The following is a 25,510-nucleotide window of genomic DNA, read 5'->3' as shown; positions in this document are numbered from 1 at the left end:
AGCATTCGAGGAGGCTCGCTCAACATGGCGAACTACACCGCCGCTGACGTCAAGCGGCTCCGTGAGCTCACCGGCTCCGGAATGATGGACTGCAAGAACGCACTCGCCGAGACCGACGGAGATTTCGACAAGGCCGTCGAGCAGCTGCGCATCAAGGGCGCGAAGGACGTCGGCAAGCGCGCCGAGCGGTCCACCGCCGAAGGCCTGGTCGTCGCCAAGGGTGGCGTCCTCGTCGAGATCAACTCCGAGACGGACTTCGTCGCGAAGAACGAGGAGTTCCAGGCGTTCGCAGATTCCGTCGCCGCTGTTGCCGCCGAAGGCAAGCCCGCCGACGTCGACGCGCTGAAGGCACTCGACTTGGACGGCAAGACCGTCGACACCGCCCTGCAGGAGCTCTCGGCCAAGATCGGTGAGAAGCTCGAGATCCGTCGCGTCGTGTCCTTCGACGGACCCGTGGCCACCTACCTGCACAAGCGCAGCGCAGATCTTCCCCCCGCCGTCGGCGTTCTCGTCGAGTACACCGGCGAGGGCGAAGCCGCAGCCGAGGCCGCTCGCGGCGCAGCCATGCAGGTTGCCGCACTCAAGGCCAAGTACGTCACGCGTGACGAGGTTCCCGAGGAGATCGTCGCGTCCGAGCGTCGTATCGCCGAGGAGACCGCACGCGAGGAAGGCAAGCCGGAGCAGGCTCTGCCGAAGATCATCGAAGGCCGTGTCAACGGATTCTTCAAGGATGTCGTGCTGACCGAGCAGTCCTCGGTCCAGGATTCCAAGAAGTCCGTGAAGGCCATCCTCGACGAGGCAGGCGTGACGCTGGTGCGTTTCGCACGCTTCGAGGTCGGGGCGAACTGATCGACTTCTCGTGAGTCGACGAAATCGGTCACCTGCGATGCCGCCCGCTCGACACACGTCGAGCGGGCGGCATCGTCCGTGTCGGGACCGGCGTGGCCGAGTGCCGACGCGTCGTGGGCGGTGTCGCCCGCGACGCTGCCGATAGGGCAGGATGAGACCGTAGGTGCTTCGAAGTGCCTTTTTCACCGTGCGCATTCGAGAAGGCGAGAACCGAGGAGAGCAATGACCGATCCCGCCACCGACCGCCCCGGATTCAAGCGAGTGATGCTGAAGCTGGGTGGTGAGATGTTCGGAGGAGGCCAGGTCGGCCTTGACCCGGATGTCGTCAACAACGTAGCCGAACAGATTGCCGAAGTGGTCTCCACGGGCGTCCAGGTAGCCGTCGTCATCGGCGGTGGAAACTTCTTCCGCGGAGCAGAGCTTCAGGTACGCGGTATGGATCGTTCGCGCTCCGATTACATGGGCATGCTGGGTACGGTCATGAACTGCCTCGCACTGCAGGATTTCCTGGAGAAGCAGGGCGTCGCGACCCGTGTGCAGACCGCGATCACCATGGGGCAGGTGGCGGAGCCGTACCTCCCGTTACGCGCACGGCGTCATCTCGAGAAGGGCCGAGTGGTCATTTTCGGTGCCGGGATGGGAATGCCGTACTTCTCCACCGACACCACGGCCGCTCAGCGTGCACTCGAGATCGGCGCGGAAGTGCTGCTCATGGCCAAGGCCGTCGACGGGGTGTACTCCGCCGACCCGAAGCTCGATCCCGAGGCAACGATGTACGACTCCATCACGCATCGGCAGGTGCTCGAGAAGGGACTGAAGGTCGCCGACGCCACCGCCTTCAGCCTGTGTATGGACAATCAGATGCCGATCATGGTGTTCAACCTGTTGACGCAGGGCAACATCGCGCGTGCGGTTGCAGGCGAGAGCATCGGTACTTTGGTCAAGTCGTGAACGACGTGACCGACGAACGAGGAGCCGGGATGCCGGCAAGAACTATGGAGGACAGACCGTGATCGACGAAGCGCTCTTCGACGCAGAAGAAAAGATGGAGAAGGCTGTCACCGTCGCCCGCGACGATCTGTCGGGCATCCGTACCGGCCGCGCGAATCCCGGCATGTTCAATCGCATCGTCGTCGAGTACTACGGGGCGCCCACCCCGATCACCCAGCTCGCGAGCATCAACGTCCCCGAGGCTCGGCTCGTCGTCATCAAGCCGTACGAGGCTGCTCAGCTCGGCCCCATCGAGACCGCGATCAGGAACTCCGACCTGGGCGTGAACCCCACCAACGACGGCAACCTGATCCGCATCGGGGTGCCCCAGTTGACGGAGGAACGACGCCGCGAGTTCGTCAAGCAGGCCAAGGGCAAGGGCGAGGACGCCAAGGTGTCCATCCGCAACGTCCGACGCAAGACCATGGAAGAGCTCAAGCGCATCCAGAAGGACGGCGAGGCAGGCGAGGACGAGGTCGTCAGGGCCGAGAACGAGCTCGACAAGACGACGTCGAAGTACACCGCCGCGATCGACGAGCTCGTCAAGCGTAAGGAAGCGGATTTGATGGAGGTCTGACCTTCCGCGCTGCGGAGGTCGGGTCCTCGCGGAACCGAAGTGGAACACGTGAAGCAAGGAGACAGCGTCGTGGCGGGTACGGAACGACCACTGGGGTCTGCCGCACCCGACCCGAACGGTACGGGCAGTGCAGCTGCCAAGTCGCCCGGCAAGGCCGGCCGTAATCTTCCCGCCGCCATCGGCGTCGGTGGTGGTCTGGGGATATCGCTGATCCTGATCATGGTGTTCGCGCCGCGGGTGTGGATAGGAGTGGTCGCCGTCGCGCTGGCGGTCGCGACCTACGAGGTGTCCAAGCGTCTTCGTGAGGCGGGCATTCTGGTTCCGCGTATCCCGCTCATCGCCGGTGGTCAAGCGATCATCTGGTCCGGATGGCCGTGGGGTACGACGGGTGTGCTGAGTGCCACGGCGGCGACCGTGCTGGTGTGCATGGTCTGGCTGCTGCTGCAGCAGGGGCTTGGATCGGCACCGAAGAATTACCTGCGCGAACTCGCCGTCACCGTTCTCGTGGCCTGCTGGCTACCGCTTCTGGCTTCGTTCGCCGTGCTGATGGTGCTGGAAGAGAACGGTGCGGGACGGGTTCTGGTGTTCCTGATCGCGGTCGTCTGCTCCGACGTCGGCGGATATGTTGCCGGGGTGCTGTTCGGCAAGCACCCGATGGCCCCGGCGATCAGTCCCAAGAAGTCCTGGGAAGGTCTGGCCGGGTCGTTACTGTTCTGCGTGATCGGCAGCCTTCTGACGGTCACACTCATCCTCGACGCCAACTCCATGATCGGCGTTCTCCTCGGCGTCGTGCTCGTGGTGACGGGTACGCTCGGCGACCTCATCGAATCTCAGGTCAAGCGCGATCTCCGGATCAAGGACATGGGTACGCTGCTACCGGGTCACGGCGGCATCATGGATCGTCTGGACTCGTTGCTTCCGTCGGCTTTCGTAGCGTGGCTGGTGTTCGCGATCCTGCTGTGACGGATCCCCGCACCATCCCCAGCCCGAACATCTGGCACTGGCCGGAGATCTACGAGGCGGAGAATCTGGCGCAGGACGCCGACGGAAACATCCCACGGTATCTGCGTGCGGTGGTTCCTTGGGCCGGCCGCGTCGTGGTCGACGTCGGATGCGGAACAGGATTCCATCTGCCGGACTTCGCGGCCGACGCGAGTCGGGTCATCGGCGTCGAGCCGCACGAGCCACTCCGGGAGGCGGCTGCGACACGAGTGAGCGGCCTGCACAACGTCGAGGTGGTCGCGGGTCACGCGGAATCGTTACCGTTGCCGGACTCGTCCGTGGATCTGGTGCACGCCCGAACGGCCTACTTCTTCGGCGTCGGGGCGGGGCCGGGGATCACCGAAGCGCTGCGAGTGCTCACTCCGGGTGGAAGTCTCGTCGTGGTGGATCTCGACGTCTCGTCGTCGCCCTACGGAGACTGGATGCGCGCCGACCTGCCGAAGTACAACTGCAGCGCCGTGGAAGCATTCTTCGAGGCGCAAGGATTCGCGTTGACGCGTGTCGACACCCGGTGGAAGTTCTCGGATCGCCGGACGATGCGGGAGGTTCTGGGGATCGAGTTCACCCGACGCACAGCGGCCAGGGCTGCACGCAGCATCCCTGGCCTTGGCTTCGATGTCAGGTACCGGGTCCATGTCCGGCACAAACCTGCCGGCATCGAACTGGCCTGACCGTTCGGCTCACCCGGCGCGAACTCCGAAAATCTCGGCGGCGTCGCGAATTTTCAACGCTTTGGCGAGACGTGGAAGGTCGCTGCCGTCCTTCACTCGTGCTCCGTCGGCGCCGAGTGCGTCGACGACCTCGTCGGCCCAGGTCACGTCGGACGGCGACGGTGCGAGCTCACGGTTGACGGTAGGAGCCTGCTCGGCGTGCATGCACAGTTTGCCGGTCATGCCCATCGACACCGTCAGGGCCGAGTCGCGCGAGAGGATGCTCTCGTTCGCGGTAAGGGTTGGACCGTCGATCGGACCGGGGAGGCGTGCCGCTCGTGACGACACGACGAGCCTCGAACGTGGGTACGCCATGGCCAGGGGCTCGTCGCTCATTCCGGTGTCGCGCCGGAAGTCGCCGCTGCCGAACGCCAGCCGGAACGTGGAGTCCGCGCGCGCGATCTCGGGTGTTGCTTCGAGACCCATGGCGGATTCGACGAGTGCGAGGATGCGCGTTCCCTCGGCCAGGCGCGACGCGGTTGCCTCGACCTGGCTTCCGCTTTCGGTCTTGGCCAGCATGATGCCTGCGAGGCCCTTCAGGCCGGACAGGGCGGCGAGGTCGTCGGCCCAGAAGCTCGTGGTCGCGTCGTTCACTCGTACCCAGGCGGAGTTTCCGGCTTCCAGCCAGGAGACGACAGCGTCGCGGGCGGCGGGCTTCGCGCCGGGTGCCACGGCGTCCTCGATGTCGAGAATGACGGCATCGACTTCGGACTCGGCGGCTGCGGTGAACGTGTCGGGTTTGGTGGCGGGTACCAACAGCCACGAGCGTGCACGCTCGGGCGCGACGCCAGACGTCACGGGTGTCTCCATGAAAGTGGTCACAAAAGGCTCCTTGTGGTGAAATCGGGCACTACCAGCATTATCGATTCAGTTCGACTACGCCAGCTTGTGTGCATACTGTTCACCGGTTCGATCCGTTATTTGCGTTTTGCCGCACGCCGAATCTGAAGAATTCGGACTCCGCCCGCCAGGGCCATCACGAGGGCACCGGCAATCGCGGCCAGCAACATACTCACGCCGAGCGGAAGCTCGAACGTCCACACGAATATTTCCACAGGCACGGCGTCGAGATTCTGCAAGATGAATATGAGAAGGATCACCAGTACGATCGCGCCGACCACCAGGCCGGTCCACGTAGCTGCGGCTTTGGTGTGCGCGATACCGTCCGGCGCCGTCCCGACGGCAGGTCTCGTGTCGCGAACGGCCTCCGGATCGGGTGCGCTGTGCTGGTCCGAATCCGGCGTCGTGATCGCCGACGAACCCGAGTCCTCGTACGGTGCCGACGCGTCCGGAAACGAGCCGTCGTTGCGATCTCCTGCTGGTGTGGACATTGTTCGATCCTTTCGTACGCGAGGCGGGAATGCACGCGTATCTGCTGTCGATTCGGTTACCCCTCCGCATCGAGCTGGAAACGGACGGCGGCGACGGTGAACCGTGCTGAATAGGCGTCGGTGCGCAGGAGTGGGACACTGGAGGCACTATGAGTGACTCCGCTTCCGTTTCCGACGCACACGCTGCTACCGGGACTGCTCCCTCGCCGGACTCGGCCGAGGGCACGTCCACACCGACGAGGGCCGCGCTTCCGCTGGTGTTCGCGGATCGGAAGCGTGGAATGCCTGCGCGTCACCTGGCGGATCTCGATCGTGACGGCCTCAAGGACGCGGTGAAGGCACTCGGATTGCCTGCATTCCGTGCCGACCAGTTGGCCAGGCACTACTACAGCCGCCTCGAAGCGGACACGAGCAAGATGACGGACCTTCCCGCCGCTGTGCGTGAGAAGGTCGGCGCCGACCTGTTCCCCACACTGTTGACGCCGATCAAACACCTGGCGTGCGACGACGGCGACACACGCAAAACGCTGTGGAAGGCGAACGACGGCACCCTGCTCGAGAGTGTCCTGATGCGGTACCCGGACCGCGCGACACTGTGCATCTCCAGTCAGGCGGGCTGCGGAATGGCGTGCCCGTTCTGCGCAACGGGACAGGGTGGTCTCGACCGCAACCTGACCACAGCCGAGATCGTGGACCAGGTGCGTTCGGCGGCGGCGGATCTGCGTGACGGCGTGGTCGCCGGTGGCGAAGGCCGACTGTCCAACGTGGTGTTCATGGGTATGGGCGAGCCTCTCGCGAACTACAAGCGCGTCGTCGCAGCCGTCCGCAAGATCGTCTCGCCCGCGCCGGACGGGCTCGGTCTGTCCCAGCGGTCGGTGACCGTGTCGACCGTCGGACTGGCGCCGGCGATCCGCAAGCTCGCCGACGAGGGGTTGTCGGTGACCCTCGCAGTGTCGCTCCACACTCCCGACGACGAGCTACGCGACACCTTGGTGCCGGTGAACAATCGGTGGTCCGTGGCCGAGGTCCTGTCGGCGGCTCGCTACTACGCAGACCGAACCGGTCGCCGTGTGTCGATCGAGTACGCGATGATCAAGAACGTCAACGACCAGCCGTGGCGGGCCGACATGCTCGGCAAGAAGCTGCACAAGGCACTGGGTTCGCGAGTGCACGTCAACCTGATTCCGCTCAACCCGACGCCGGGCAGCGAGTGGGACGCGAGCCCGAAGGACGTCGAGCGTGAATTCGTGCGACGAGTCATCGCCCAAGGTGTGTCCTGCACGGTCCGCGATACTCGCGGGCAGGAAATCGCCGCTGCGTGCGGGCAGCTCGCTGCCGAGAACTAGGCGCGCTGCTTCCCGAAAACGCGAATGCCCGGTACGACTTCGAGTCGTACCGGGCATTCGACGTAAGTAGGAAGACCTGCGACGAAGGAAGACCTGGGAAGTTCGTCAGCGGGGCTTGCGGCGCACGATCACGTCGCGCACCACGATGCCGACCAGCGCGATCGCGAAGCCGATGAGCCACAGGTCCTCGACCAGGCCCGTGTGGTTGCCGTGAATCATGAACAGCAGCATGGCCGCAACGACGATCGCCGCGATGCGCATGGCTTTGCCGGACTCACCGCTCCATCCCCACTCGGCGGACGGGACCTCGGCGATGTCCTCGTGGGTGTACTCGACCGGGTCGTACGAAGCGGGGTTCAGCTCGGTTTGTGCCACCGGTCGGTCCTCTCGGGTCATGTCTCACGCCGTCGGCAGGCGCGCTCGTCTTCGTCAATATTTGCATACGACCGTCCGTCGTAGCCACCAGGGTCCGTATCCTCGGCGCGGCGGCGCGATTGCTGGAAGACTCGACTTTCGTGACTTCGGAACGACTGTCCCACTCCCGTGTGCCCTACCCGCGCGACATGGTCGGTTACGGCGCGCATCCTCCTGATCCGCGGTGGCCGGGTGGGGCACGGATCGCCGTTCAGTTCGTGCTCAACTACGAAGAAGGGTCCGAGAACAACGTTCTGGACGGTGATACGGCATCGGAGACCTTTCTGTCCGAGATGATCGGAGCTCAGGCGTTTCCCAACCGGCACATGAGTATGGAGTCGTTGTACGAGTACGGATCTCGTGCCGGCGTATGGCGAGTGCTTCGTGTGTTCGAGCGTCGCGGACTGCCGTTGACCGTGTTCGCCGTCGCCCGTGCGATGCAGCGCAATCCGGACGCGGTGGCCGCCTTCGTCGAACAAGGGCACGAAATCGCGAGTCACGGATTGCGCTGGATCGGTTATCAACTGATCGACGAGCACGTCGAGCGTGAACACATGGCCGAAGCCATGGAGATCTTGACCGAACTGACGGGATCGGCTCCGCTCGGGTGGTACACCGGCCGCGACTCACCCAACACCCGGTCGCTCGTCGTCGAGCACGGAGGATTTCTGTACGACTCGGATTCCTACGCCGACGACCTGCCGTATTGGGCCCGGGTGGATCGCGGGTCGGACACCGTGGACCACCTCGTCGTCCCGTACACGCTCGACACCAACGACATGCGTTTCTCGTCGCCCGGTGGATTCTCGACGGGGGAGGAGTTCTTCGCGCACCTCCGCGATGCGTTCGACGTTCTGTATGCCGAGGGTGAAGCCGGTTCACCGAAGATGCTGTCGGTGGGGTTGCACTGCCGACTCGTCGGACGTCCGGCCCGCATCAGGGCGCTGGAGCGTTTCCTCGACCACGTCCAGTCGCACGAGAAGGTGTGGATCGCTCGACGTGTCGACATCGCCCGGCACTGGATCGCCGAGCACCCACCCGCGGCGCACGGGTGGACGTGAGGGAACAGACGGTGCGGGCGACGACCACCGCCCAGGCAGAGACCAGCACCACGTAGAGGACGACGGCCACGGCGTCGACAGCTGCGGAGCCGAGAGCGCCGCCGAGCGCGGTCGCGCCGGTGACGCACGTTCCGATCGGGAACGTGAACGACCACCAGCTCATGGAGAAGCTTGGTTCACGACGCAGGGAGCGCATTGTCACGGCCGCGGCGAGGGCGAACACGAACACTCCGAAGCCGCCCATCACCAGCCCGTGGACAATCCCGAACACCCGTAGACCTGTGGCGATCGTCGCGTCGTCGCCCGTGAACACCAGCGCTGCGTCGTTGCCGAGAAGCACTGCCGCCGTGACGGATTGGCCCACGATCCCGAGGGTGATCCATATCGTGGGGGCGGCCTGAGCAGCGGGTGCACCGCGGTGGAGCAGACGCCCGTACACCAGGGCCACGGTCAGCATGCCGACGACGAGCGAAAGCCCGAACAGCGCGTAACACCCGACGAGCATGGCCGACCGCCCCTGGCCGGGTGCGACGTGCGGGAGTAGTAACGCGCCGGTGGACGCGGACACCATCGGAGGAACGACGGGGATCAACCACGCTGGTAGAGCAGCCACGTCGGTGTGGTCGTGCGTGGTGATCATGAGGTACGGAACAGTCACGCTGGCGAGGACCCCGAGCACGGTCCCGGCCGTCCACAACGTCGCGAAGACGGCCATCGCCGTCGCGTTGCCCAGAATGTCGCCGCCGAGAAGTTCCGCGCCCGCACCGACAGTGAGCAGAGCCATCGGGGGAGCGCCGTAGAACTGCACCGTCACCGGATTCGCCGCGTGAGCCAGGGCGTGCACGCGGTGCACGGTCCAGTGGACGGCCAGCGCGACCGTCAGCGCGATCATGACGAACGCAGCCGAGGCCCACACGATCGTCGCGAACACCCGCAGCCCGACGAACTGGACGGGGAGCGTCGCCGCCGCGGTGGCGACGATGCCCGTCCCCATCACCGTGGTGAACAGATTCGGGGTGACGTCTCGGAATATCGCGGTGGGGGCGCCGGAACCTCGTCGGGTGGCGGGTACGTTCGCGAGGAGCATCGTGGTCATGACACTCACGGTGCCCGGCCGTGGGCGGCGACGGTAGACGTCGATTGCCTATCGCGTCCAAACCTCGGCTTATGACTCGGTGGCCGCTATGGCGATGGTCACCAACGTCGACGACGGCTCGTTCGGGCGGGTTCCCGTGGGCCACACGGCACGGAGGGAGCGGCGCAGATTCAGCCCGTCCGTGCGGACGCGGACCAGCGTGCCTGCCGTCAGCTCGGCGGACACGGCGAGTGAACTGAGCACTGCGGGCGCCATTCCGCCCCCGACCGCGGCCTTGATCGCCGTGGTGGACGACACTTCGAGCAACGGCGGGGCCGAGTCGGTGCTCTCGAGCGCTCGTTCGAGGGCGCGGCGGGTGCCCGAGCCGGGTTCTCTGGTGACCAACGGCGTCGACGCCAGTTCTCGTGCGGTGATCGAGCGGCCCACCCACTCGTGGCCCGGGGCGACGACCACGACCAGCTCGTCGTGCGCGATGTCGCAGTGCTCGAGTCCGTTGGGCACGTCGGGGCTCTCGACGAAACCGATGTCCGCGCGGCCGGCGAGAACGGCGGCGGAGACATCGGCGGAATTGCCCGACGACAGCGACGGCGTGACCGACGGCTCCTGAGCGCGCAGCGTGATCAGCCATCGGGGGACGAGGTACTCGGCGATCGTGAGGCTGGCCGCGACTCTCACGTGGGTGTTCCGGTCGGTCCGAAGTGATTCGATGGACGTCGCGAGGCGCGCGGCTTCGACGACGACGCGCTCGGCCCAGCTCGCCACCAGTTCTCCGGTCGCGGTGAGGGTGGCGCCGCGGGGCGTCCGTTCGAGGAGTGGCACGCCCACTCGTCGCTCCAGAGCTGCCAGCCGCGAGCTGGCGGCCGGTTGAGACATTCCATGGGCCTCCCCGGCGCGTCCGATGCTGCCGAGTTCTGCCACGGACAACAGCAGTTCGTAGCTGATCAGATCGGTCACAAGGGTCGGCAACGGCACGGTGTCAGCTTAGGGACGGCACACGCATAGCGAACTCTCAGACACGATCAGGAACAATGGACGAGTGCCAGAGCCACTGCGAGTCGAAGATTCACCGTCGGGCAGACCCAAGAGGGTGCTGTTGCTGGGTAGTACCGGATCGATCGGGACCCAGGCGCTCGACGTCATCGCGGCCAACCCCGACAAGTTCGAGGTGGTGGGGCTTGCGGCCGGGGGCGGAAACATCGACGTGCTGCGTCGGCAGATCGACGCCACGGGCGTCGACTCCGTCGCGGTGGCGAACCCCACGGCCGCCGCCGAGCTGAACCTGCCGGACATTCTCACGGGCGACCGAGCTGTGACAGACCTCGTGGAATCGGTGCAGGCAGACATCGTGCTGAACGCGCTGGTGGGGTCGCGCGGCCTCGAACCGACCCTGGCCGCTCTGAAGTCGGGTGCAACGCTCGCCCTCGCCAACAAGGAATCACTGGTGGCGGGCGGCTCGCTGGTGACGTCCGCGGCCGCTCCCGGCCAGATCGTGCCCGTCGACTCCGAGCATTCCGCGCTGGCTCAATGTCTGCGCGGAGGCCGCGCGGCGGAAGTGGATCGCCTGATCCTCACCGCCTCGGGTGGCCCGTTCCGGGGATGGTCCGAGGTGGAACTGAAATCGGTGACGCCGGAGCAGGCCGCTGCACACCCGACGTGGTCGATGGGGCCGATGAACACCCTCAACTCGGCAACGCTGGTCAACAAGGGGCTCGAACTCATCGAGACCCATCTGTTGTTCGACATTCCGTACGACCGCATCGACGTGACGGTTCACCGGCAGTCCATCGTCCATTCGATGGTCACGTTCTTCGACGGGTCGACGATCGCTCAGGCCAGCCCGCCGGACATGCGCCTGCCCATCGCGCTCGCCCTCGGATGGCCCGACCGCGTGCGGGACGCGGCTCGAGCGATCGATTTCACCACGTCGTTCACGTGGGATTTCGAGCCACTCGACGACCGGGTGTTTCCCGCGGTTCAACTCGCCCGCGAAGCCGGGGTGCTCGGTGGGTGCATGACGGCGGTCTACAACGCGTCCAATGAAGTTGCTGCCGAAGCATTCCTGGCGGGACGGATCGATTTCCCGCAGATCGTGGAGACGGTCGGACAGGTACTCGACGCAGGCACCGGGCAGTGGACCTCCGAACCCACCAGCGTCGGTGACGCCCTCGCTGCAGATTCGTGGGCCCGCGCCCACGCCCGCGAACTCCTGAACCAGAAGGACTGAGCCGGATGGTGTTCGTATTCGGGGTGATCCTGTTCGCCCTCGGAATCACGGTGTCGATCGCGCTGCACGAGGCGGGGCACATGTGGACCGCCCGCGCGACGGGAATGAAGGTGCGCCGCTTCTTCATCGGTTTCGGTCCCAAGGTTTTCTCCTTCCGTCGAGGTGAGACCGAGTACGGCCTGAAAGCCATTCCGGCGGGCGGGTTCTGCGACATCGCCGGCATGACCGCGATCGACGAACTCGCTCCCGACGAGATCGACCGTGCCATGTACCGCCAGAAGACCTGGAAGAGGCTCGTCGTCATGATGGGCGGCATCGGGATGAACTTCGTTCTGGGCTTCGTGCTGATCTTCACCTTGGCCGTCGGGTGGGGACTACCGAATCTGAACCCGCCGGCCGGCGCGATGGTCGGGGAGATGCAGTGCGTTCCGCCGACGCAGAACGACGATCTGACCTTCCCGGAGTGCAGCGGACCTAGCCCGGCGTTCCAGGCAGGCATTCGGCAGGGCGATGTCATCGTGTCGGTGAACGGCACCGAGACACCCGAGTTCACGGACGTCGTCGCGGCGACCCAGCCTCTGTCCGGCACCGCGACCTTCGTCGTCGAACGTGACGGCGCCGAGTTGACGTTCCCCGTCCAGGTCCAGCAGGTGCAGCGCTGGGTGTCCGACGGTACGGAAACCGGCCGACGGTCGGCGACGGTCGGCGCGGTCGGAGTGTCGATGGAACGGTTCCTGCCGACCCAGTACAACGCCCTCGCCGCGATTCCCGCGTCGTTCGCGTTCACTGGCGACATGTTCGTCGAGACCGCGCATCGACTGGTGCAGATGCCGAGCAAGGTAGCGGATCTGTGGACATCCATCACCGGCGGTGAGCGTGACGCCGAGACTCCGATCAGCGTGGTCGGTGCGTCGGTGATCGGTGGACAGTTGGTGGAGCGGTCCATGTGGCCGGTGTTCGTGCTGCTGCTCGCGAGTTTGAACTTCTTCCTCGGCATCTTCAATCTGCTGCCGTTGCTCCCACTCGACGGCGGGCACATGGCGGTGACGATCTACGAGCGGATCCGCAACTTCTTCCGCAACAGACGCGGGCTGCCGAACGGCGGACCGGTCGACTACATGAAGTTGATGCCCGTCACCTACGTGGTGATCGTGATCGGCGGCGCGTACATGTTGCTGACGCTCACAGCGGACATCGTGAACCCGATCCAGTTGTTCTAAGTAGACTCAAGGGTGAAGCTCACCGGAAGAAGGCAACGAAGTGACTGTGTCAGTCGGATTGGGAATGCCGGCACCGCCGGTTCCCGTACTCGCACCTCGCCGTAAGACTCGTCAACTGCAGGTCGGCACCGTCGGTGTCGGCAGCGACCACCCCATCTCGGTGCAGTCGATGACCACCACCAAGACTCACGACATCAACGCGACCCTGCAGCAGATCGCCGAGCTGACGGCGTCCGGATGCGACATCGTGCGTGTGGCATGCCCCACACAGGACGACGCGGATGCGCTGTCCATCATCGCGAAGAAGAGCCAGATCCCCGTCATCGCGGACATCCATTTCCAGCCCAAGTACATCTTCGCCGCGATCGACGCCGGCTGCGCGGCGGTCCGCGTGAACCCCGGCAACATCAAGGAATTCGACGGCCGAGTCAAAGAGGTCGCGAAGGCCGCGGGCGATGCAGGCATCCCCATCCGTATCGGCGTCAATGCCGGATCGCTCGACAAGCGGATGATGGACAAGTACGGCAAGGCAACCCCCGAAGCGCTCGTCGAGTCCGCATTGTGGGAAGCAGGCCTGTTCGAGGAGCACGGCTTCGGTGACATCAAGATCTCGGTCAAGCACAACGACCCGGTCGTGATGGTCGCGGCGTACGAGCAGTTGGCGGCGCAGTGCGATTACCCGCTTCACCTCGGTGTGACCGAGGCGGGGCCGGCGTTCCAGGGCACCATCAAGTCCGCCGTGGCGTTCGGGTCGCTCCTGTCGCGCGGCATCGGCGACACCATCCGAGTGTCGCTGTCCGCGCCGCCCGCCGAGGAAATCAAGGTCGGAAACCAGATCCTGCAGTCGCTCAATCTGCGGCCACGCAAGCTCGAGATCGTGTCGTGCCCGTCCTGCGGTCGCGCGCAGGTCGACGTCTACACGCTCGCCGACGAGGTCACCGCGGGTCTCGAAGGTATGGAGATCCCGCTGCGCGTCGCCGTGATGGGATGCGTCGTCAACGGTCCGGGTGAAGCGCGCGACGCGGATCTCGGTGTGGCGTCCGGAAACGGCAAGGGTCAGATCTTCGTCAAGGGCAAGGTGATCAAGACCGTGCCCGAGGCCCAGATCGTGGAGACGCTCATCGAGGAAGCGATGCGCATCGCCGAGGAGTTCGACGAGGGTGAGGGCGCCGACTCGGGAGCGCCGGTCGTCACCGTCGGGTAACCACTCGAAGTGGGGCCGAATGTCCCACCCGTAAAGTCCCCGATGCATGCGTCGATCTGGCAATCTATGTCCATGACGGTGGACGCGCGTAGCTCGGGAGGTGACGGACGGTGCTCAAGCTCCTCGGCGCGAAGCCACTGAGCAACAAGGACACTGCCAGTGTTCTCCGTGTGCTCGACGCCGATCCCATTGCCACGTGCATGATCGCGGCGCGTGTGCAGGAATCCGGGCTCGACCCACGGTCGTTCCACGGCGAGATGTGGAGTCGAGGGGGACCGCAGGAGTCTCTGTGCTTCTACGGTGCCAACCTGGTTCCACTGCTCGGCGACGTCGACGATCTGCGGTCGTTCGCGGACCGCGCCTGCCGAGGCCCACGTATGTGTTCCTCGCTCGTCGGGCGCGCCGAGTTGACGCTTCCGCTGTGGGAAATGCTGGAAGCCGACTGGGGAGCGCCGCGTGAGTTGCGGAGCGAGCAACCGCTCCTCGCCACGTCACAACTCTCGGAGTTTCCACCGGACCCCGAAGTCCGGTTGGTGCGCACCGACGAACTCGACGTCTACCTGACGGCCGCTGTGGCGATGTTCATCGAGGAAGTCGGTGTGGATCCGCGTGCCAACGACGGCGGCCGTGGCTACCGTCGTCGGATCGCAAGTCTCATCGCCGCGGGCCGGGCATGGGCGCGTTTCGAGGACGGCCAGGTCGTGTACAAGGCCGAGATCGGTTCACGCTCGGCCACCGTGGGCCAGATCCAAGGCGTATGGGTGCATCCTCTCTACCGAGGCCGCGGTCTCGGGTCGGCGGGAACGGCAACCGTCGTCGACGCGGTGGTGCGGAGCGGGCGCGTGGCCAGCCTCTACGTCAACAGTTTCAACTTCCCCGCCCGTCGTGCGTACGCGCGGATCGGCCTCACTCAGGTTGCGACGTTCACAACGGTCCTTCTCGACTGACAGCGATTCGTTGCCGGGGACCCGGGCGTCGCCGAACTACGATGGGCGCAATGGAATTCTCGGGTCTTCGTCGTTGCCTCGTGGTCGCGGCTGCGTGTGTCGTGGTGACGGGATCTGCAGTGGCGTGCACGCCGAGCCCGGCGGGACCCGAGCCTGCGGCGCAGGCATTCCTCGATGCGTTCTCTTCCCAGGACATCGACGCCGCGGCCGCGGACACCGACCGTCCGGACGTCGCGTCCGCCGCGCTGTCGGATGCATGGAACAACCTGCAAGCTGAATCTTTGCATGCCACAACCACTTCGGTTCGCGTCGACGGGGACACGGCCACCGTCGGTTACACCTACGAGTGGCAACTGCCGAAGGAACGGGTGTGGACGTACGACGGTGAACTCCGTATGGGACGCACCGACGGGCAGTGGGGTGTGCGGTGGACTTCCACCGACATTCATCCAGGCCTGGGTGAAACGCAGACGATGGCTCTGCGGTCGACGGCACCGCCGCGTGCGCGGGTGAACGAGCGCTCCGGCACCGACGTGTTGGTTCCGGGCGTCGTGCATCGCATCAAGGTGACCGCCGACGAGTCGGACAACATCGTCGCGACGGCCACGAACCTCGCCCGCCTTCTCGCTCCGTTCGACTCCAGCATCTCGGCGCAGAGCATCGTCGAGTCCGCGACGTCCGTCGACGGTGCGTACCCGGTTGCGCTGCTCCGAGACGAGGACTATCGAACAGTCGCGGCGGCACTCTCCGGACTGTCGGGAGTATCGGCGTCGGACGAATCGGATCTGCTGTCCACCGACAGGAATTTCGCTCCCGACCTGGTCTCCCAGGTCAAGAAATCCGTCATCGACGAGGTCGACGGCAAGGCCGGGTGGAGTGTGGTGACGGTCAACCGGAACGGCGTGGACATCGACGTGTTGACCGACACGCCGCCCGAACCCGCGCCGTCGTTCTCGATCAGTCTCGATCGCAACATCCAGGTCGCGGCACAGAACGCGGTCGATGCACGCGCCGAACAGGCGATGATGGTGGTGATCCAGCCGTCGACCGGTGCCGTTCTCGCCGTCGCCCAGAACAAGGAAGCGGACAGGGACGGACCCGTTGCATCCGCCGGCCTGTACCCGCCGGGATCGACCTTCAAGATCATCACTGCCGGTGCCGCCATCTCCAACGGGCTCGCGGGCCCGGAGACCACGGTTCCGTGCCCCGGTCGCATCGAGATCGGCGAACGCAGCATCCCGAACTACAACGAGTTCTCGCTCGGAAACGTCTCCATGGGAACGGCGTTCACGCGCTCCTGCAACACGTCGTTCGCGAAGTTGGCGAGCGAGATGGCGCCGGACGCGTTGACGGTGGCTGCGTCGCAATTCGGCGTCGGACCTGAGTACGACGTGGTCGGACTGCCGACGGACTCCGGTTCGGTACCGCCGGCCGAGGAGTTGGTGCAGCGCACCGAGGACGGTTTCGGCCAGGGCAAGGTGGTGGTGTCCACCTTCGGCATGGCGTTGGCGGCGGCGACGGTGGCCAACGGCTCGACGCCGGTGCCCACTCTCATCGTCGGTCGGGAGACCACGATCGAGGGGGAGCACCCGCAGATCGAACCTGCGATGGTCGACGGTCTTCGCGGCATGATGCGCTCGGTGGTGACCAGCGGAACGGCCGAGCGGATCGCCGACCAGGGGGAGGTCTACGGGAAGACGGGTGAGGCCGAGGTCGACGGTGGATCGCACGCGTGGTTCGTCGGCTACCGAGGGGATCTGGCGTTCGCGACCCTGGTGGTACGCGGCGGTAGCTCGGACAACGCGGTGGCGGTCACGCGCCAGATGTTCGAGCAGTTGCCCGCCGGTTACTAGGGGAGAAGGCCCAACCGGCGTGCGGCGACCACCGATTCGTGGCGTGTGCGCGTGCCGGTCTTGCTCATGATCGACCGAAGGTAGGACTTGACCGTCTCCGGCTTGAGTGACAGCCTCGCGGCTGCCTCCGCGTTGGTGCAGCCCAGTGCTATCTGCGCGAGAACGTCGGTTTCGCGAGCGGAGAGTGTCACGTCCGATTCCACGTCGGGACCGCGCAACGAGCCTGCGATGCGGTCGGACAGTTCCACGAGCCGTGCTGCCACGGTTTCGTCGATGTCGGATCCCGATAGGGTGCGCAATTCGGCGTGGATCTCGCGCAGGGTCTCCGTCGCCGACGTCGAGGGCGCAGCGGGGTGTGCGGCGACGCTGTCCATCAGGCGCAACCGACGGTCGACTTCGTCGCGGACGGCGATTTCCTGCGCCAGCCGCTTCGATGCGCGGATCATGCTGTCCGCCACGCGGTCGCCCATGGGTCCGCGTTCTCGGATCGCTGCGTACATCACCGCCCGTGACGCTCCCGCGACGACGACAGGAACAGCCAGAATCGATTGCAGACCCTCGCCGAGGACCGGCTGATCGTAATCGTGGGTGATGTACATCGACGCTCGGTAGTCGCTGACCGCGGCGGGACGACGTTGATCCAGCACTCGGCCGCCGAGGCCGGACCTGCTCGGAATGACGAGTCCGTCGAGACCTCGTGTTCTGGTGCCGTGGAAGTGGCTGAGACACAGTGTGTGCGAGTCGACTTCACCGCCGAACACCACCGGGACTCCCGACGCGTCGGCGATCTGCCTCAGTTCGGCACGCAGCGCGTCCCCGTCACGTGGACGAAGAACGCCGTCACGTGTGCGGGGGCGTGGCATTTCGTCGGTCGACACGTCGGGCTCCTCGGGGTCCTGTGACCTGCATCATAGCGGGTGGGGTATCGGGCCGTGACGATCGGGTTCGAGGCTCACCGACTACCCTGGACGCATGTCTGTGACCGCCGAGAGCAAGCCGCGCCAGCCACTCGTGCCGGGTGTCGTATCACCGGTTCTGTCCGTTCCCGCGTCGATCGAAAGACCGGAGTACGCGTGGAAGCCGACAGCGAACGAAGGCAGCGAGCCGTGGGTTCAGACGCCCGAGGTGATCGAGAAGATGCGGGTCGCGTCCACCATCGCCGCTCGCGCGCTCCAGGAAGCGGGTAAAGCCGTTGCACCCGGTGTGACGACCGACCAACTCGACCGCATCGCGCACGAGTACATGATCGACCACGGTGCGTACCCGTCGACGTTGGGCTACAGGGGATTTCCGAAATCGTGCTGCACGTCCCTCAACGAGGTGATCTGCCACGGCATCCCCGATTCCACCGTCGTTCAGGACGGTGACATCGTCAATATCGACGTGACTGCCTACATCGACGGTGTTCACGGGGACACCAACGCAACATTCCTCGCCGGGAACGTCTCCGAGGAGGCGCGGTTGCTCGTCGAACGCACGCACGAAGCGACGATGCGTGCCATCAAGGCAGTCAAGCCGGGGCGCGCGCTCAACGTCGTCGGCCGCGTCATCGAGTCCTACGCGCATCGTTTCGGTTACGGCGTCGTGGAGGATTTCACCGGCCACGGCATCGGCACCACGTTCCACAACGGCCTGGTGGTGCTGCACTACGACCAGCCGTCGGTGGAGACCATCATCGAGCCGGGCATGACCTTCACGATCGAGCCGATGATCAACCTGGGCACCATCGACGGTGAGATGTGGGACGACGGCTGGACGGTGGTGACACGGGACCGCAAGTGGACTGCGCAGTTCGAGCACACCCTCGTCGTCACGGACACGGGCTGCGAAATTCTCACTCTGCCGTGAGTGGAGCCTGCGGAACGAACCTCGTTGTGAAGGCTCCGAGCAGAGCCTGCGGAACGAAGTTCGGGTTGTGACGACTCTGGGCGGTGCGCTACTGGTTGCGGGTACGACGTCCGATGCGGGCAAGAGTGTGTTGGTGGCGGGCCTGTGCCGGATGTTGGCGCGTCGCGGTGTGTCCGTGGCGCCGTTCAAGGCGCAGAACATGTCCAACAACTCGGTGGTGACGCTCGACGGCGGGGAGATCGGGCGGGCGCAGGCACTGCAGGCTGCGGCGTGCGGTCTGGAGCCGAGCGTGCGGTTCAATCCGGTTCTGCTGAAACCGGGAAGTGATCGGACGTCGCAGTTGGTGGTGCGTGGACGCGCGGTGGCGCAGGTGTCCGCGTCCACGTACATCGAGCACCGGCAGGCCTTACGTACTGTCGTCGCCGCCGAGCTCGAGTCCCTTCGCCGCGATTTCGACGTGGTGATCTGCGAGGGTGCGGGGTCGCCTGCGGAGATCAACCTACGTGCAACCGATCTCGCGAACATGGGGCTGGCCACCGCTGCTTCGATACCGGTGGTGATAATCGGCGACATCGATCGCGGCGGAGTGCTGGCTCATCTCTACGGAACGGTCGCGGTACTGTCGCCCGAGGATCAGGCGTTGATCAAGGGGTTCGTGATCAACAAGTTCCGAGGTGATCCGGCGTTGCTGCAGCCGGGACTCGACCAACTTCGATCGCTCACGGACAGGCCGACGTTCGGTGTCGTGCCGTACTGCGAAGAACTGTGGATGGACGCCGAGGATTCGCTCGGGGTGGTTGCCGACGCGCCGGTGGGGCGTCCGTCGCGTCCGGTGGGCGGGCAATGGCTGCGGGTGGCGGCGATCCGGCTGCCCCGCATATCCAACACGACGGACGTCGAGGCGCTCGCATGCGAGCCAGGCGTCTCGGTTCAGTGGGTGACGGAGCCGTCGCGGCTGCCCGACGCCGATCTTGTGGTCGTTCCGGGAAGCAAGGCGACGTTGTCCGATCTCGCGTGGTTGCGCAGGACAGGTCTGGCGGAGGCGCTCGAGGAACGTGGCCGCACCGGTCGGCCCGTTCTGGGCATCTGCGGCGGGTATCAGATGCTGGGGCAGACCATTTCGGACGGAATCGAATCCGACGTCGAGAAGGTGGACGGATTGGGCCTTCTCGATCTCGACGTCGAATTCCGTGCGGACAAGGTGCTGGCACGTGTGGAGGGTTCGTCGGCTCGGTTCGCGGATTCGGCCGTGTCGGGCTACGAGATTCACCACGGCCGCGTCGTACGTACCGGCGATTCGCCGCTGCTGACGTACGCCGACGGTACATCCGAGGGCAGTGTGCGCGGGTCGGTGATGGGTACGCACTGGCACGGAGTGCTCGAGTCCGACCACTTCCGTCGCGAGATTCTGCGCTGGGCGGCTCGACTCTCCGGGCGGTCGGGGTTCACGGTGTCGCCGGCCACCAGTGTCGGGCAGCTTCGTCAGGAACAACTGGATCTGCTGGCGGATCTCGTCGAGCAGAACGTCGACGTCGACGCCCTGCTCGGTGTCATCGAGCGAGGCGTCGACGCCTGAGTGCCGACGTTTTTTCAGGGTGTTGCCGACCGCAACCCTGCCCATCCGGTGACCGCGAACAGTCCGGCGAGAACCAGAGGTACGACGCCCAGCAGTACGAGCGCAGGCGTGTCGAGGAAGAACCGTCCTACCTCTGGCCACCAGCGTTGCCATGTGACGAGGATGGCGCCACCTCCGACGAGGACGACGGTGCCCAGGCCGATGGCGAGGACGCCGTTCACTCGGTATTGCTGATAGGCGACTCCCAGGAACAATCCGATCGCGGCGACGAGCAGCAGCGTCGCGAACAAGCCGAACCACTGCACGGCTGGATTGTCCGTCACGTATCGGACGATTCCGAACATGCGCAGTTTGACGCCGAAGCCTCCGGTGGCGGATTCCACGGCGGACAGAATCCACACGACGGTCGCCAGTACTGCAGATTGAACGACGCCGACGAGTGCCGTGGCGGAGAAGAATTCGCGTCTGGTCACAGATATTCCGAGCGCGAACGGGAACGTCTGGGTCACGGCCTGCAGATAGAACCCCACCGCAAATCCGTACATCGAGAACAGCGCACCGGTGAAGTTGTAGTCGCTGTCGGTGTTGGGTATCAACGCGAAGATGACGTAGCAGATGGCGAACGAGATGGCGAGGATTCCGAGAGGCCAGCCGATGATCAGCGGCCATGCGACCGTGTGCAGACGAGCGACGTCGAACGTTCGTTTCATGAGACCGACTCCTTGGTGGCGTGATCGGATGTGAGGGAGGCGCCCCGGCCGTACGCGGTGGTGTTCCGAATGACCAACTGCTGCAGCGACAGTGGTTCGGCGGCGAGGCCGAGCGAGGATGCGTGTGCTCGTTGCGCGTCGGTGAGGGCAGCGTCGATACTGACCCTGGCCATGGACCCGAGTGACTCTCGGTGCAGCACGGTGTGATTAGCGACGAACTTCTCGACGGCGTCCGCGGCGCCCGATATCACGAATGCGCTGTGGCGTAGAGCGTCGGCGTCGGCATCGATGACGATCCGCCCCTTGTCGATCAGCAGCACGTGCTCGATCAGGTCGCTCACCTCGTCGATCAGGTGGGTCGACAGCACGATCGTGCGCGGGTTCTCGGCGTAATCGGCCAACAGGCGGTCGTAGAACATGTGTCTCGCGACAGCGTCGAGTCCCAGGTACGGTTCGTCGAAGAACGTCAGCGGTGCACGTGACGCCAGCCCTATGACGATTCCGAGCGCGGAGGTCATACCGCGTGAGAGCTTCTTGACCTTGCGCGACGGCGGCAGGTCGAAATCGCGGACCAGGTCGTCGGCGAAGGCCTGATCCCAGTGTGGGAGAAGCCGTGCAGCGCAGGTGAGTACGTGACGGACCTTGAAGTCGTCGGGGTACTTCTGGCTTTCCTTGACGAAGCAGACGTCGGCCGAGACCGCGCCGTTCTCGAACGGCGGCATCCCGAACACCTCGACGGTGCCCGCGCTCTGGCGATTCTGCGCCGTGAGCAACTGCATGACCGTCGTCTTGCCTGCGCCGTTGCGACCGAGCAGACCGTAGATCTTGTCGGCGTGCAGGTCGAAGTCGACACCGTCGACTGCGGTGAAGTCCCCGTAGGTCTTGGTGAGGTTGCGGACCGAAGCGATGACTGGAGTGTCGTCGACCACGGTGAGGTCGTGACGGGCGTTCATGGTGCTTCCTCCCAGTTGTCGAGCATGGACTTGAGTTCGTCGACGGTCACGCCGAGCTTGCGTGCCTCGGTGACCAACGGCCTGATGAACTGATCGGCGAAATCGTCTCGGCGACGAAATCTCAATGCGTCGCGGGCGCCGGTGGTGACGAACATGCCGATCCCTCGTTTCTTGTAGAGGATTCCGTCGGCGACCAGCTTGGCCAGACCCTTGCCTGCGGTTGCGGGGTTGATGCGATGGAAGGCAGCCAGCTCGTTGGTCGAGGGGACCTGGCTCTCCTCGGCGAGTCCGCCGTCGATGATCGAGTTCTCCACCATCTCGGCGATCTGGATGAAGAGCGGGCGACCTTCGTCCATCAGTGCGAGCTCCATGAGCCCGGGTGGTTAAGTGGTCCGTTACTCATGTAACTAACCATAGAACCCGGATCGGGGTAACGCAACAGCGAGGAGCAAAGTGGTCCGTTGTGGATCGGCGGCATCGGGGTGCAGTAGCGTCGTATCCCATGGATCACAAGCACGTTGCAGCCCGCGGCGGGAGCTGCACCCTGCGCATCGCCGGTCCGGAATCGCGGCACGTCGTGCTGCTGCTCCCCGACGCAGGCGATGCCCCCGATGTGTACGACGGCGTAGCCGAGCGGCTGCACAACTCGGACCTCAAAACCGTTGCGGTGGAGGACATCGACGGGCTCGACCACGATGGAGTGCTCGAGTTGCTGACCGAACTCGGGTTGCCCTGGGTGCACCTCGTCGGCAGCGGAGTGGGCGCGGAGCTGGCCTGGGGCCTCGCAGCACGCACGTTCGGAAAGTTCACGTCACTGGTGGTGTGCGACCGAACCCACCCCGCCATCGCCGACGAGAACGGAACCGTGCGCGCAGCCGACTGCCCGGCCGTGGAGATCCCGACGACACTCGTGATCGGCAGGTCGACCAAGGCGCCGGGGGCCGACGCCAGTGGCCGCCTCGTCTACGGCGATTTCCGTGTCGTCCGACTCGACGGTGTGGACAACATTCCCTCGGCCGCCTCGGCCGAGCTCGCCACGGAGATCGTGCTGCGCACCAGCCCCTGGTGACCTAACGAATCAGATGTCCAGGCCGAGGAGCGCGTTCTCGACCACCTCGGGCAGGCCCGGGTGGATCCAGTACTGGCCTCGTGCCATGTCGGAGACGGTGGTGCCGAAACTCATGGCCTGGATGAGTGGTTGGATCACCGTCGGAGCCTGGGCACCGATGACGTGGGCGCCGAGAATTCGACCCGTCTTCTTCTCTGCGACGATCTTGCAGAATCCGTCGCGATCCTCCATCGCCCAGCCGTATGCGACGTCGCCGTAGTCCTGAATCTTGACGGCGATGTCGAACCCTTCGTCGCGCGCCTGCTCCTCGGTGAGCCCGACTTCGGCGATCTGAGGGTGCGTGAACACCGCGGCGGGGACGAATCGGTGGTCGAAGGCACGCAGCGACGAGGTGTCGTTCCACTCGTGCTGCAGGAGGTTGTGCTGAACGACTCGGGCTTCGTGGTTCGCGACGTGCTTGAGCTGGTACTCCGACGACACGTCGCCGAGGGCGAACACGCCGTCTGCGGTGGTGCGGCCGAATTCGTCGACGACGATCCGTCCTTCGTCGTCGAGCTCGATGCCTCCTGCCTCCGCGCCCAGTCGATCGCCGTTGGGCTCACGCCCGACGGCGACGAGCAGGACGTCGCCCAGCACACGGGTTCCGTCCTTCAGCTCGAGGCCGACGCGCTCGCCGTCCGAGACTGCGGACACCTCGCCCGAGTCCAGGTGGACGTCCCAGCTTCGCTGCGCCAGCTCGGTGAATCGGGTGGACACGTCGACGTCCAGCCCGCGCAGCAAGGCGTTCTTGCGGGCCACGATCGACACCTTCGAACCGAGTGCGCCGAAGACATGAGCGAATTCGGCTGCGATGTAGCCGGATCCGAGGATGACGAGGTGCTCGGGGAGCTCGGGGAGCCGCATGACGTCGCTGTTGGTGTAGTAGCGGACGCCGGACTCGGCGACCGCGTCGGGAATCACCGGACGGGACCCGGCGGCGACGACGACCTGATCGGCCGTGATGACCGAGCCGGTTCCGGTGTCGATCGTGCGGGGACCGACGAACGTGGCGTGACTGCTGAACAGGGTGACGTTGGGGCTGCCGTTCTCGCGGTAGTCCTTGCCTCCGGCGGCGATGGGGTCGATGCGGCCGAACACGCGGTCGACGATGTCCGGCCAGCGCACCTTGTCGATCGACGCATCGATGCCGTAACGCGAGGAATCACGGATGGTCTGTGCGACCTCGGAGGCGTACACGAACATCTTGGTGGGAATGCACCCGACGTTGAGGCAGGTGCCCCCGAACGGCGAATGCTCCTCGAACAACGCGACTTTCAGGTCGGCGAAGCGTTCGTCGGCAATGGAGTTTCCCGACCCCGATCCGATGATCGCAATGTCGAAGTGCTCGGGTGTGGTCATCGAATGGTTCCGATCTCGCTGTGGTTCTGTCCGGATTCGCGGTCTATGTGGGCGCTGCGGTACAGCCAGTCGATCCACTCGTTCATCTCGTCGAACGCCTGCTTCCGGGGCGTCTCCTTGGACAGAAAGACGTCGTGACGAGCCCCCTCGATGGGAACGATGGTGGTCCGGTCGCCGAGGCATCCGGCCCACCGTGCGATCTGACGCACGTCGAGAACGGCGTCGGCCGCGTCGGTCTGCGAGCTGTACTTCCGCGAGAAATGCGTGACCTTGGAGCGGAGAATCAGAGACGGAACGCCGATGTCGAGGCCGCGGTGCAGTGTCGCGTGTCCGTGCCGGATCGCTCGGATCCAGCCGAACGTGACGGGGAACCCGGCCAGCGGCTTCCAGTCGAGGTTGTACTCCCATTCGCCCTGCTCCGACGCGGCGAGCGACACGCCGTAGGTGTCGAGGCCGGTGCCCGGCACGGGAGTCTTCGCCTTCACCCGGCCGATGACGTCGATCGCGGTCGTTCCGACGCTTCTGATCGCAGACGGTCCCTGTAGGTCGAACCACGGGCTGTTGAGCACGACTCCGTCGATTCCCTGCGCGGCTGTCCCGCCGCTCCTGCGATTGAGCCTGTCCAGCCACAGCGGAAGGATCAGTCCTCCGGTGGAGTGTGCGGTCAGTAGTACCGACCCGCCTCCGGTGTCCTGGCGAACCAGAGACAGAGCTTCGGTGAGTTCGGCGTCGTACATCTCGAGGTCGGTCACGAAGTGCGGCGTCTGTCCCTCGCGCAACGAACGTCCGCATTTACGCAGGTCGAGCGCGTAGAACGCAAACCCTTTGGCTGCGAAATGCTCGGCGAGGTGTTGCTGGAAGAAGTAGTCGGTGTACCCGTGCACGTAGATCACCGCGCGACGAGCAGAATCCGTCCCCGACGGTTGATACCGCACGAGGGTCGCTTCGACCGTCCCCTCGCCGTCGGGGTCGTCGCCGAGCGTGATGGTGGTCTGTTCGTAGCCGTCGCCGAGGACATCGGGCACCCAGGTAGTCACAGATCACAACTGTAGTAGGAGCGTCGGGCGGCGTACGAGGAGCACAATCGGAGCAGGGCTTTTCAGGCGCGTCGAATCGGGTACGTACGGACGGG

25 protein-coding genes and 1 pseudogene are annotated in these 25,510 nt (G+C 65.2%); 15 read left to right on the top strand and 11 right to left on the bottom strand.

Going from position 1 to position 25,510, the window contains the following annotated elements:
- Positions 1–24 precede the first annotated feature (24 nt).
- From tsf to H292_RS0102245, 5 genes are all read left to right on the top strand, one after another.
- Positions 25–849 (top strand): translation elongation factor Ts, encoded by an 825-nt coding sequence (gene tsf / locus H292_RS0102265; protein ID WP_019664243.1) that lies wholly within the window; start codon positions 25–27, stop codon positions 847–849.
- A 222-nt stretch (positions 850–1,071) separates the two neighbouring features.
- Entirely contained in the window at positions 1,072–1,800 is a 729-nt protein-coding gene (gene pyrH / locus H292_RS0102260; protein ID WP_019664242.1) for a UMP kinase, read from the top strand.
- A 58-nt stretch (positions 1,801–1,858) separates the two neighbouring features.
- Positions 1,859–2,416, top strand: coding sequence for a ribosome recycling factor (gene frr, locus H292_RS0102255; protein WP_019664241.1), 558 nt, complete (start codon positions 1,859–1,861; stop codon positions 2,414–2,416).
- A 90-nt stretch (positions 2,417–2,506) separates the two neighbouring features.
- Complete coding sequence (locus H292_RS0102250; protein WP_051104842.1) at positions 2,507–3,379, top strand: phosphatidate cytidylyltransferase; 873 nt, start codon at positions 2,507–2,509, stop codon at positions 3,377–3,379.
- Complete coding sequence (locus tag H292_RS0102245) at positions 3,376–4,089, top strand: class I SAM-dependent methyltransferase (protein WP_019664239.1); 714 nt, start codon at positions 3,376–3,378, stop codon at positions 4,087–4,089. The genes H292_RS0102250 and H292_RS0102245 overlap by 4 nt, the downstream gene beginning before the upstream one ends.
- A 9-nt stretch (positions 4,090–4,098) precedes the next feature.
- Here the strand turns inward: H292_RS0102245 and H292_RS0102240 are convergent, their stop codons facing one another.
- Complete coding sequence (locus H292_RS0102240) at positions 4,099–4,938, bottom strand: HpcH/HpaI aldolase/citrate lyase family protein (RefSeq protein ID WP_020110286.1); 840 nt, start codon at positions 4,936–4,938, stop codon at positions 4,099–4,101.
- 107 nt (positions 4,939–5,045) lie between these two features.
- Positions 5,046–5,459, bottom strand: coding sequence for a LapA family protein (locus tag H292_RS0102235; RefSeq protein WP_019664237.1), 414 nt, complete (start codon positions 5,457–5,459; stop codon positions 5,046–5,048).
- Between the two features lie 281 nt (positions 5,460–5,740).
- On the opposite strand from H292_RS0102235, the gene rlmN reads away from it, so the two are divergent.
- Entirely contained in the window at positions 5,741–6,805 is a 1,065-nt protein-coding gene (rlmN, locus tag H292_RS0102225) for a 23S rRNA (adenine(2503)-C(2))-methyltransferase RlmN (protein ID WP_051104840.1), read from the top strand.
- Positions 6,806–6,910: 105 nt separating this feature from the next.
- On the opposite strand, the gene H292_RS0102220 is transcribed toward rlmN, so the two are convergent.
- The gene (locus H292_RS0102220; protein WP_019664234.1) at positions 6,911–7,180 is read right to left on the bottom strand and encodes a DUF2631 domain-containing protein; all 270 of its coding nucleotides are present in this window, start codon (positions 7,178–7,180) and stop codon (positions 6,911–6,913) included.
- Between the two features lie 188 nt (positions 7,181–7,368).
- On the opposite strand from H292_RS0102220, the gene puuE reads away from it, so the two are divergent.
- A complete protein-coding gene (gene puuE, locus H292_RS0102215) occupies positions 7,369–8,280 on the top strand; it encodes an allantoinase PuuE (protein WP_020110283.1) in 912 nt (303 codons plus the stop codon).
- 19 nt (positions 8,281–8,299) lie between these two features.
- Here puuE and H292_RS27780 read toward each other — a convergent pair.
- Positions 8,300–9,367 (bottom strand): annotated as a pseudogene (locus tag H292_RS27780) (TDT family transporter); the annotation flags it as partial.
- A gap of 78 nt (positions 9,368–9,445) precedes the next feature.
- Positions 9,446–10,348 (bottom strand): LysR family transcriptional regulator, encoded by a 903-nt coding sequence (locus H292_RS0102205; RefSeq protein ID WP_231383731.1) that lies wholly within the window; start codon positions 10,346–10,348, stop codon positions 9,446–9,448.
- Between the two features lie 64 nt (positions 10,349–10,412).
- On the opposite strand from H292_RS0102205, the gene dxr reads away from it, so the two are divergent.
- The 5 genes from dxr to H292_RS0102180 all read left to right on the top strand — a co-directional run bounded on the left by dxr (position 10,413) and on the right by H292_RS0102180 (position 16,824).
- Complete coding sequence (gene dxr / locus H292_RS0102200; RefSeq protein WP_442978512.1) at positions 10,413–11,600, top strand: 1-deoxy-D-xylulose-5-phosphate reductoisomerase; 1,188 nt, start codon at positions 10,413–10,415, stop codon at positions 11,598–11,600.
- Between the two features lie 5 nt (positions 11,601–11,605).
- A complete protein-coding gene (locus H292_RS0102195; protein ID WP_019664229.1) occupies positions 11,606–12,820 on the top strand; it encodes a M50 family metallopeptidase in 1,215 nt (404 codons plus the stop codon).
- A gap of 64 nt (positions 12,821–12,884) precedes the next feature.
- A complete protein-coding gene (gene ispG / locus H292_RS0102190; RefSeq protein ID WP_019664228.1) occupies positions 12,885–14,024 on the top strand; it encodes a flavodoxin-dependent (E)-4-hydroxy-3-methylbut-2-enyl-diphosphate synthase in 1,140 nt (379 codons plus the stop codon).
- 110 nt (positions 14,025–14,134) lie between these two features.
- The gene (locus H292_RS0102185) at positions 14,135–14,971 is read left to right on the top strand and encodes a GNAT family N-acetyltransferase (protein WP_020110280.1); all 837 of its coding nucleotides are present in this window, start codon (positions 14,135–14,137) and stop codon (positions 14,969–14,971) included.
- A 50-nt stretch (positions 14,972–15,021) separates the two neighbouring features.
- Complete coding sequence (locus H292_RS0102180) at positions 15,022–16,824, top strand: penicillin-binding transpeptidase domain-containing protein (protein ID WP_019664226.1); 1,803 nt, start codon at positions 15,022–15,024, stop codon at positions 16,822–16,824.
- Here the strand turns inward: H292_RS0102180 and H292_RS0102175 are convergent.
- A complete protein-coding gene (locus H292_RS0102175) occupies positions 16,821–17,687 on the bottom strand; it encodes a LuxR C-terminal-related transcriptional regulator (RefSeq protein WP_027498561.1) in 867 nt (288 codons plus the stop codon). The two genes, H292_RS0102180 and H292_RS0102175, sit on opposite strands and share 4 nt — an antisense overlap.
- A 109-nt stretch (positions 17,688–17,796) precedes the next feature.
- Here H292_RS0102175 and map point away from each other — a divergent pair, with 109 nt between their 5' ends.
- Together map and H292_RS0102165 are read left to right on the top strand one after the other, a co-directional pair.
- Positions 17,797–18,672 carry a type I methionyl aminopeptidase gene (gene map, locus H292_RS0102170; protein ID WP_019664224.1) on the top strand — a complete coding sequence of 292 codons (876 nt, stop codon included), beginning with the start codon at positions 17,797–17,799 and terminating at the stop codon, positions 18,670–18,672.
- Between the two features lie 76 nt (positions 18,673–18,748).
- Positions 18,749–20,248 (top strand): cobyric acid synthase, encoded by a 1,500-nt coding sequence (locus H292_RS0102165; RefSeq protein WP_026347630.1) that lies wholly within the window; start codon positions 18,749–18,751, stop codon positions 20,246–20,248.
- Positions 20,249–20,262: 14 nt separating this feature from the next.
- On the opposite strand, the gene H292_RS0102160 is transcribed toward H292_RS0102165, so the two are convergent.
- The 3 genes from H292_RS0102160 to H292_RS0102150 are packed head-to-tail and all read right to left on the bottom strand — an operon-like array spanning position 20,263 to position 22,270.
- On the bottom strand, positions 20,263–20,958 hold the full coding sequence (locus tag H292_RS0102160) for a hypothetical protein (RefSeq protein ID WP_020110278.1): 696 nt from the start codon (positions 20,956–20,958) through the stop codon (positions 20,263–20,265).
- On the bottom strand, positions 20,955–21,911 hold the full coding sequence (locus H292_RS0102155) for an ABC transporter ATP-binding protein (RefSeq protein ID WP_019664221.1): 957 nt from the start codon (positions 21,909–21,911) through the stop codon (positions 20,955–20,957). Before H292_RS0102155 ends, H292_RS0102160 begins: the two co-directional genes overlap by 4 nt.
- On the bottom strand, positions 21,908–22,270 hold the full coding sequence (locus H292_RS0102150) for a GntR family transcriptional regulator (protein ID WP_026347629.1): 363 nt from the start codon (positions 22,268–22,270) through the stop codon (positions 21,908–21,910). Before H292_RS0102150 ends, H292_RS0102155 begins: the two co-directional genes overlap by 4 nt.
- A 143-nt stretch (positions 22,271–22,413) precedes the next feature.
- Here H292_RS0102150 and H292_RS0102145 point away from each other — a divergent pair, with 143 nt between their 5' ends.
- A complete protein-coding gene (locus H292_RS0102145) occupies positions 22,414–22,980 on the top strand; it encodes an alpha/beta fold hydrolase (protein ID WP_019664219.1) in 567 nt (188 codons plus the stop codon).
- Between the two features lie 9 nt (positions 22,981–22,989).
- Here the strand turns inward: H292_RS0102145 and mtr are convergent, their stop codons facing one another.
- Together mtr and H292_RS0102135 are read right to left on the bottom strand one after the other, a co-directional pair.
- On the bottom strand, positions 22,990–24,378 hold the full coding sequence (mtr, locus tag H292_RS0102140) for a mycothione reductase (protein WP_019664218.1): 1,389 nt from the start codon (positions 24,376–24,378) through the stop codon (positions 22,990–22,992).
- The gene (locus tag H292_RS0102135; protein WP_026347628.1) at positions 24,375–25,415 is read right to left on the bottom strand and encodes an alpha/beta hydrolase; all 1,041 of its coding nucleotides are present in this window, start codon (positions 25,413–25,415) and stop codon (positions 24,375–24,377) included. Before H292_RS0102135 ends, mtr begins: the two co-directional genes overlap by 4 nt.
- Between the last annotated feature and the right edge of the window lie 95 nt (positions 25,416–25,510).

Source organism: Rhodococcus sp. 114MFTsu3.1, assembly GCF_000383555.1.
Classification (GTDB): Bacteria; Actinomycetota; Actinomycetes; order Mycobacteriales; family Mycobacteriaceae; genus Rhodococcoides; species Rhodococcoides fascians_E.
The sequence above is the reverse complement of the archived record's forward strand: the minus strand, read 5'-3'. Positions and strand labels throughout refer to the sequence as shown.

Excerpts from the sequence above, each read along its gene's own strand:
- tsf (WP_019664243.1), top strand. The coding sequence starts at position 25 with ATGGCGAACTACACCGCCGCTGACGTCAAGCGGCTCCGTGAGCTCACC.
- pyrH (WP_019664242.1), top strand. The coding sequence starts at position 1,072 with ATGACCGATCCCGCCACCGACCGCCCCGGATTCAAGCGAGTGATGCTG.
- H292_RS0102240 (WP_020110286.1), bottom strand. The coding sequence starts at position 4,938 with ATGGAGACACCCGTGACGTCTGGCGTCGCGCCCGAGCGTGCACGCTCG.
- H292_RS0102235 (WP_019664237.1), bottom strand. The coding sequence starts at position 5,459 with ATGTCCACACCAGCAGGAGATCGCAACGACGGCTCGTTTCCGGACGCG.
- rlmN (WP_051104840.1), top strand. The coding sequence starts at position 5,741 with ATGCCTGCGCGTCACCTGGCGGATCTCGATCGTGACGGCCTCAAGGAC.
- puuE (WP_020110283.1), top strand. The coding sequence starts at position 7,369 with ATGGTCGGTTACGGCGCGCATCCTCCTGATCCGCGGTGGCCGGGTGGG.
- H292_RS0102195 (WP_019664229.1), top strand. The coding sequence starts at position 11,606 with ATGGTGTTCGTATTCGGGGTGATCCTGTTCGCCCTCGGAATCACGGTG.
- ispG (WP_019664228.1), top strand. The coding sequence starts at position 12,885 with ATGCCGGCACCGCCGGTTCCCGTACTCGCACCTCGCCGTAAGACTCGT.
- H292_RS0102180 (WP_019664226.1), top strand. The coding sequence starts at position 15,022 with ATGGAATTCTCGGGTCTTCGTCGTTGCCTCGTGGTCGCGGCTGCGTGT.
- H292_RS0102175 (WP_027498561.1), bottom strand. The coding sequence starts at position 17,687 with ATGCCACGCCCCCGCACACGTGACGGCGTTCTTCGTCCACGTGACGGG.
- map (WP_019664224.1), top strand. The coding sequence starts at position 17,797 with ATGTCTGTGACCGCCGAGAGCAAGCCGCGCCAGCCACTCGTGCCGGGT.
- H292_RS0102160 (WP_020110278.1), bottom strand. The coding sequence starts at position 20,958 with ATGAAACGAACGTTCGACGTCGCTCGTCTGCACACGGTCGCATGGCCG.
- H292_RS0102155 (WP_019664221.1), bottom strand. The coding sequence starts at position 21,911 with ATGAACGCCCGTCACGACCTCACCGTGGTCGACGACACTCCAGTCATC.
- H292_RS0102145 (WP_019664219.1), top strand. The coding sequence starts at position 22,414 with ATGGATCACAAGCACGTTGCAGCCCGCGGCGGGAGCTGCACCCTGCGC.
- mtr (WP_019664218.1), bottom strand. The coding sequence starts at position 24,378 with ATGACCACACCCGAGCACTTCGACATTGCGATCATCGGATCGGGGTCG.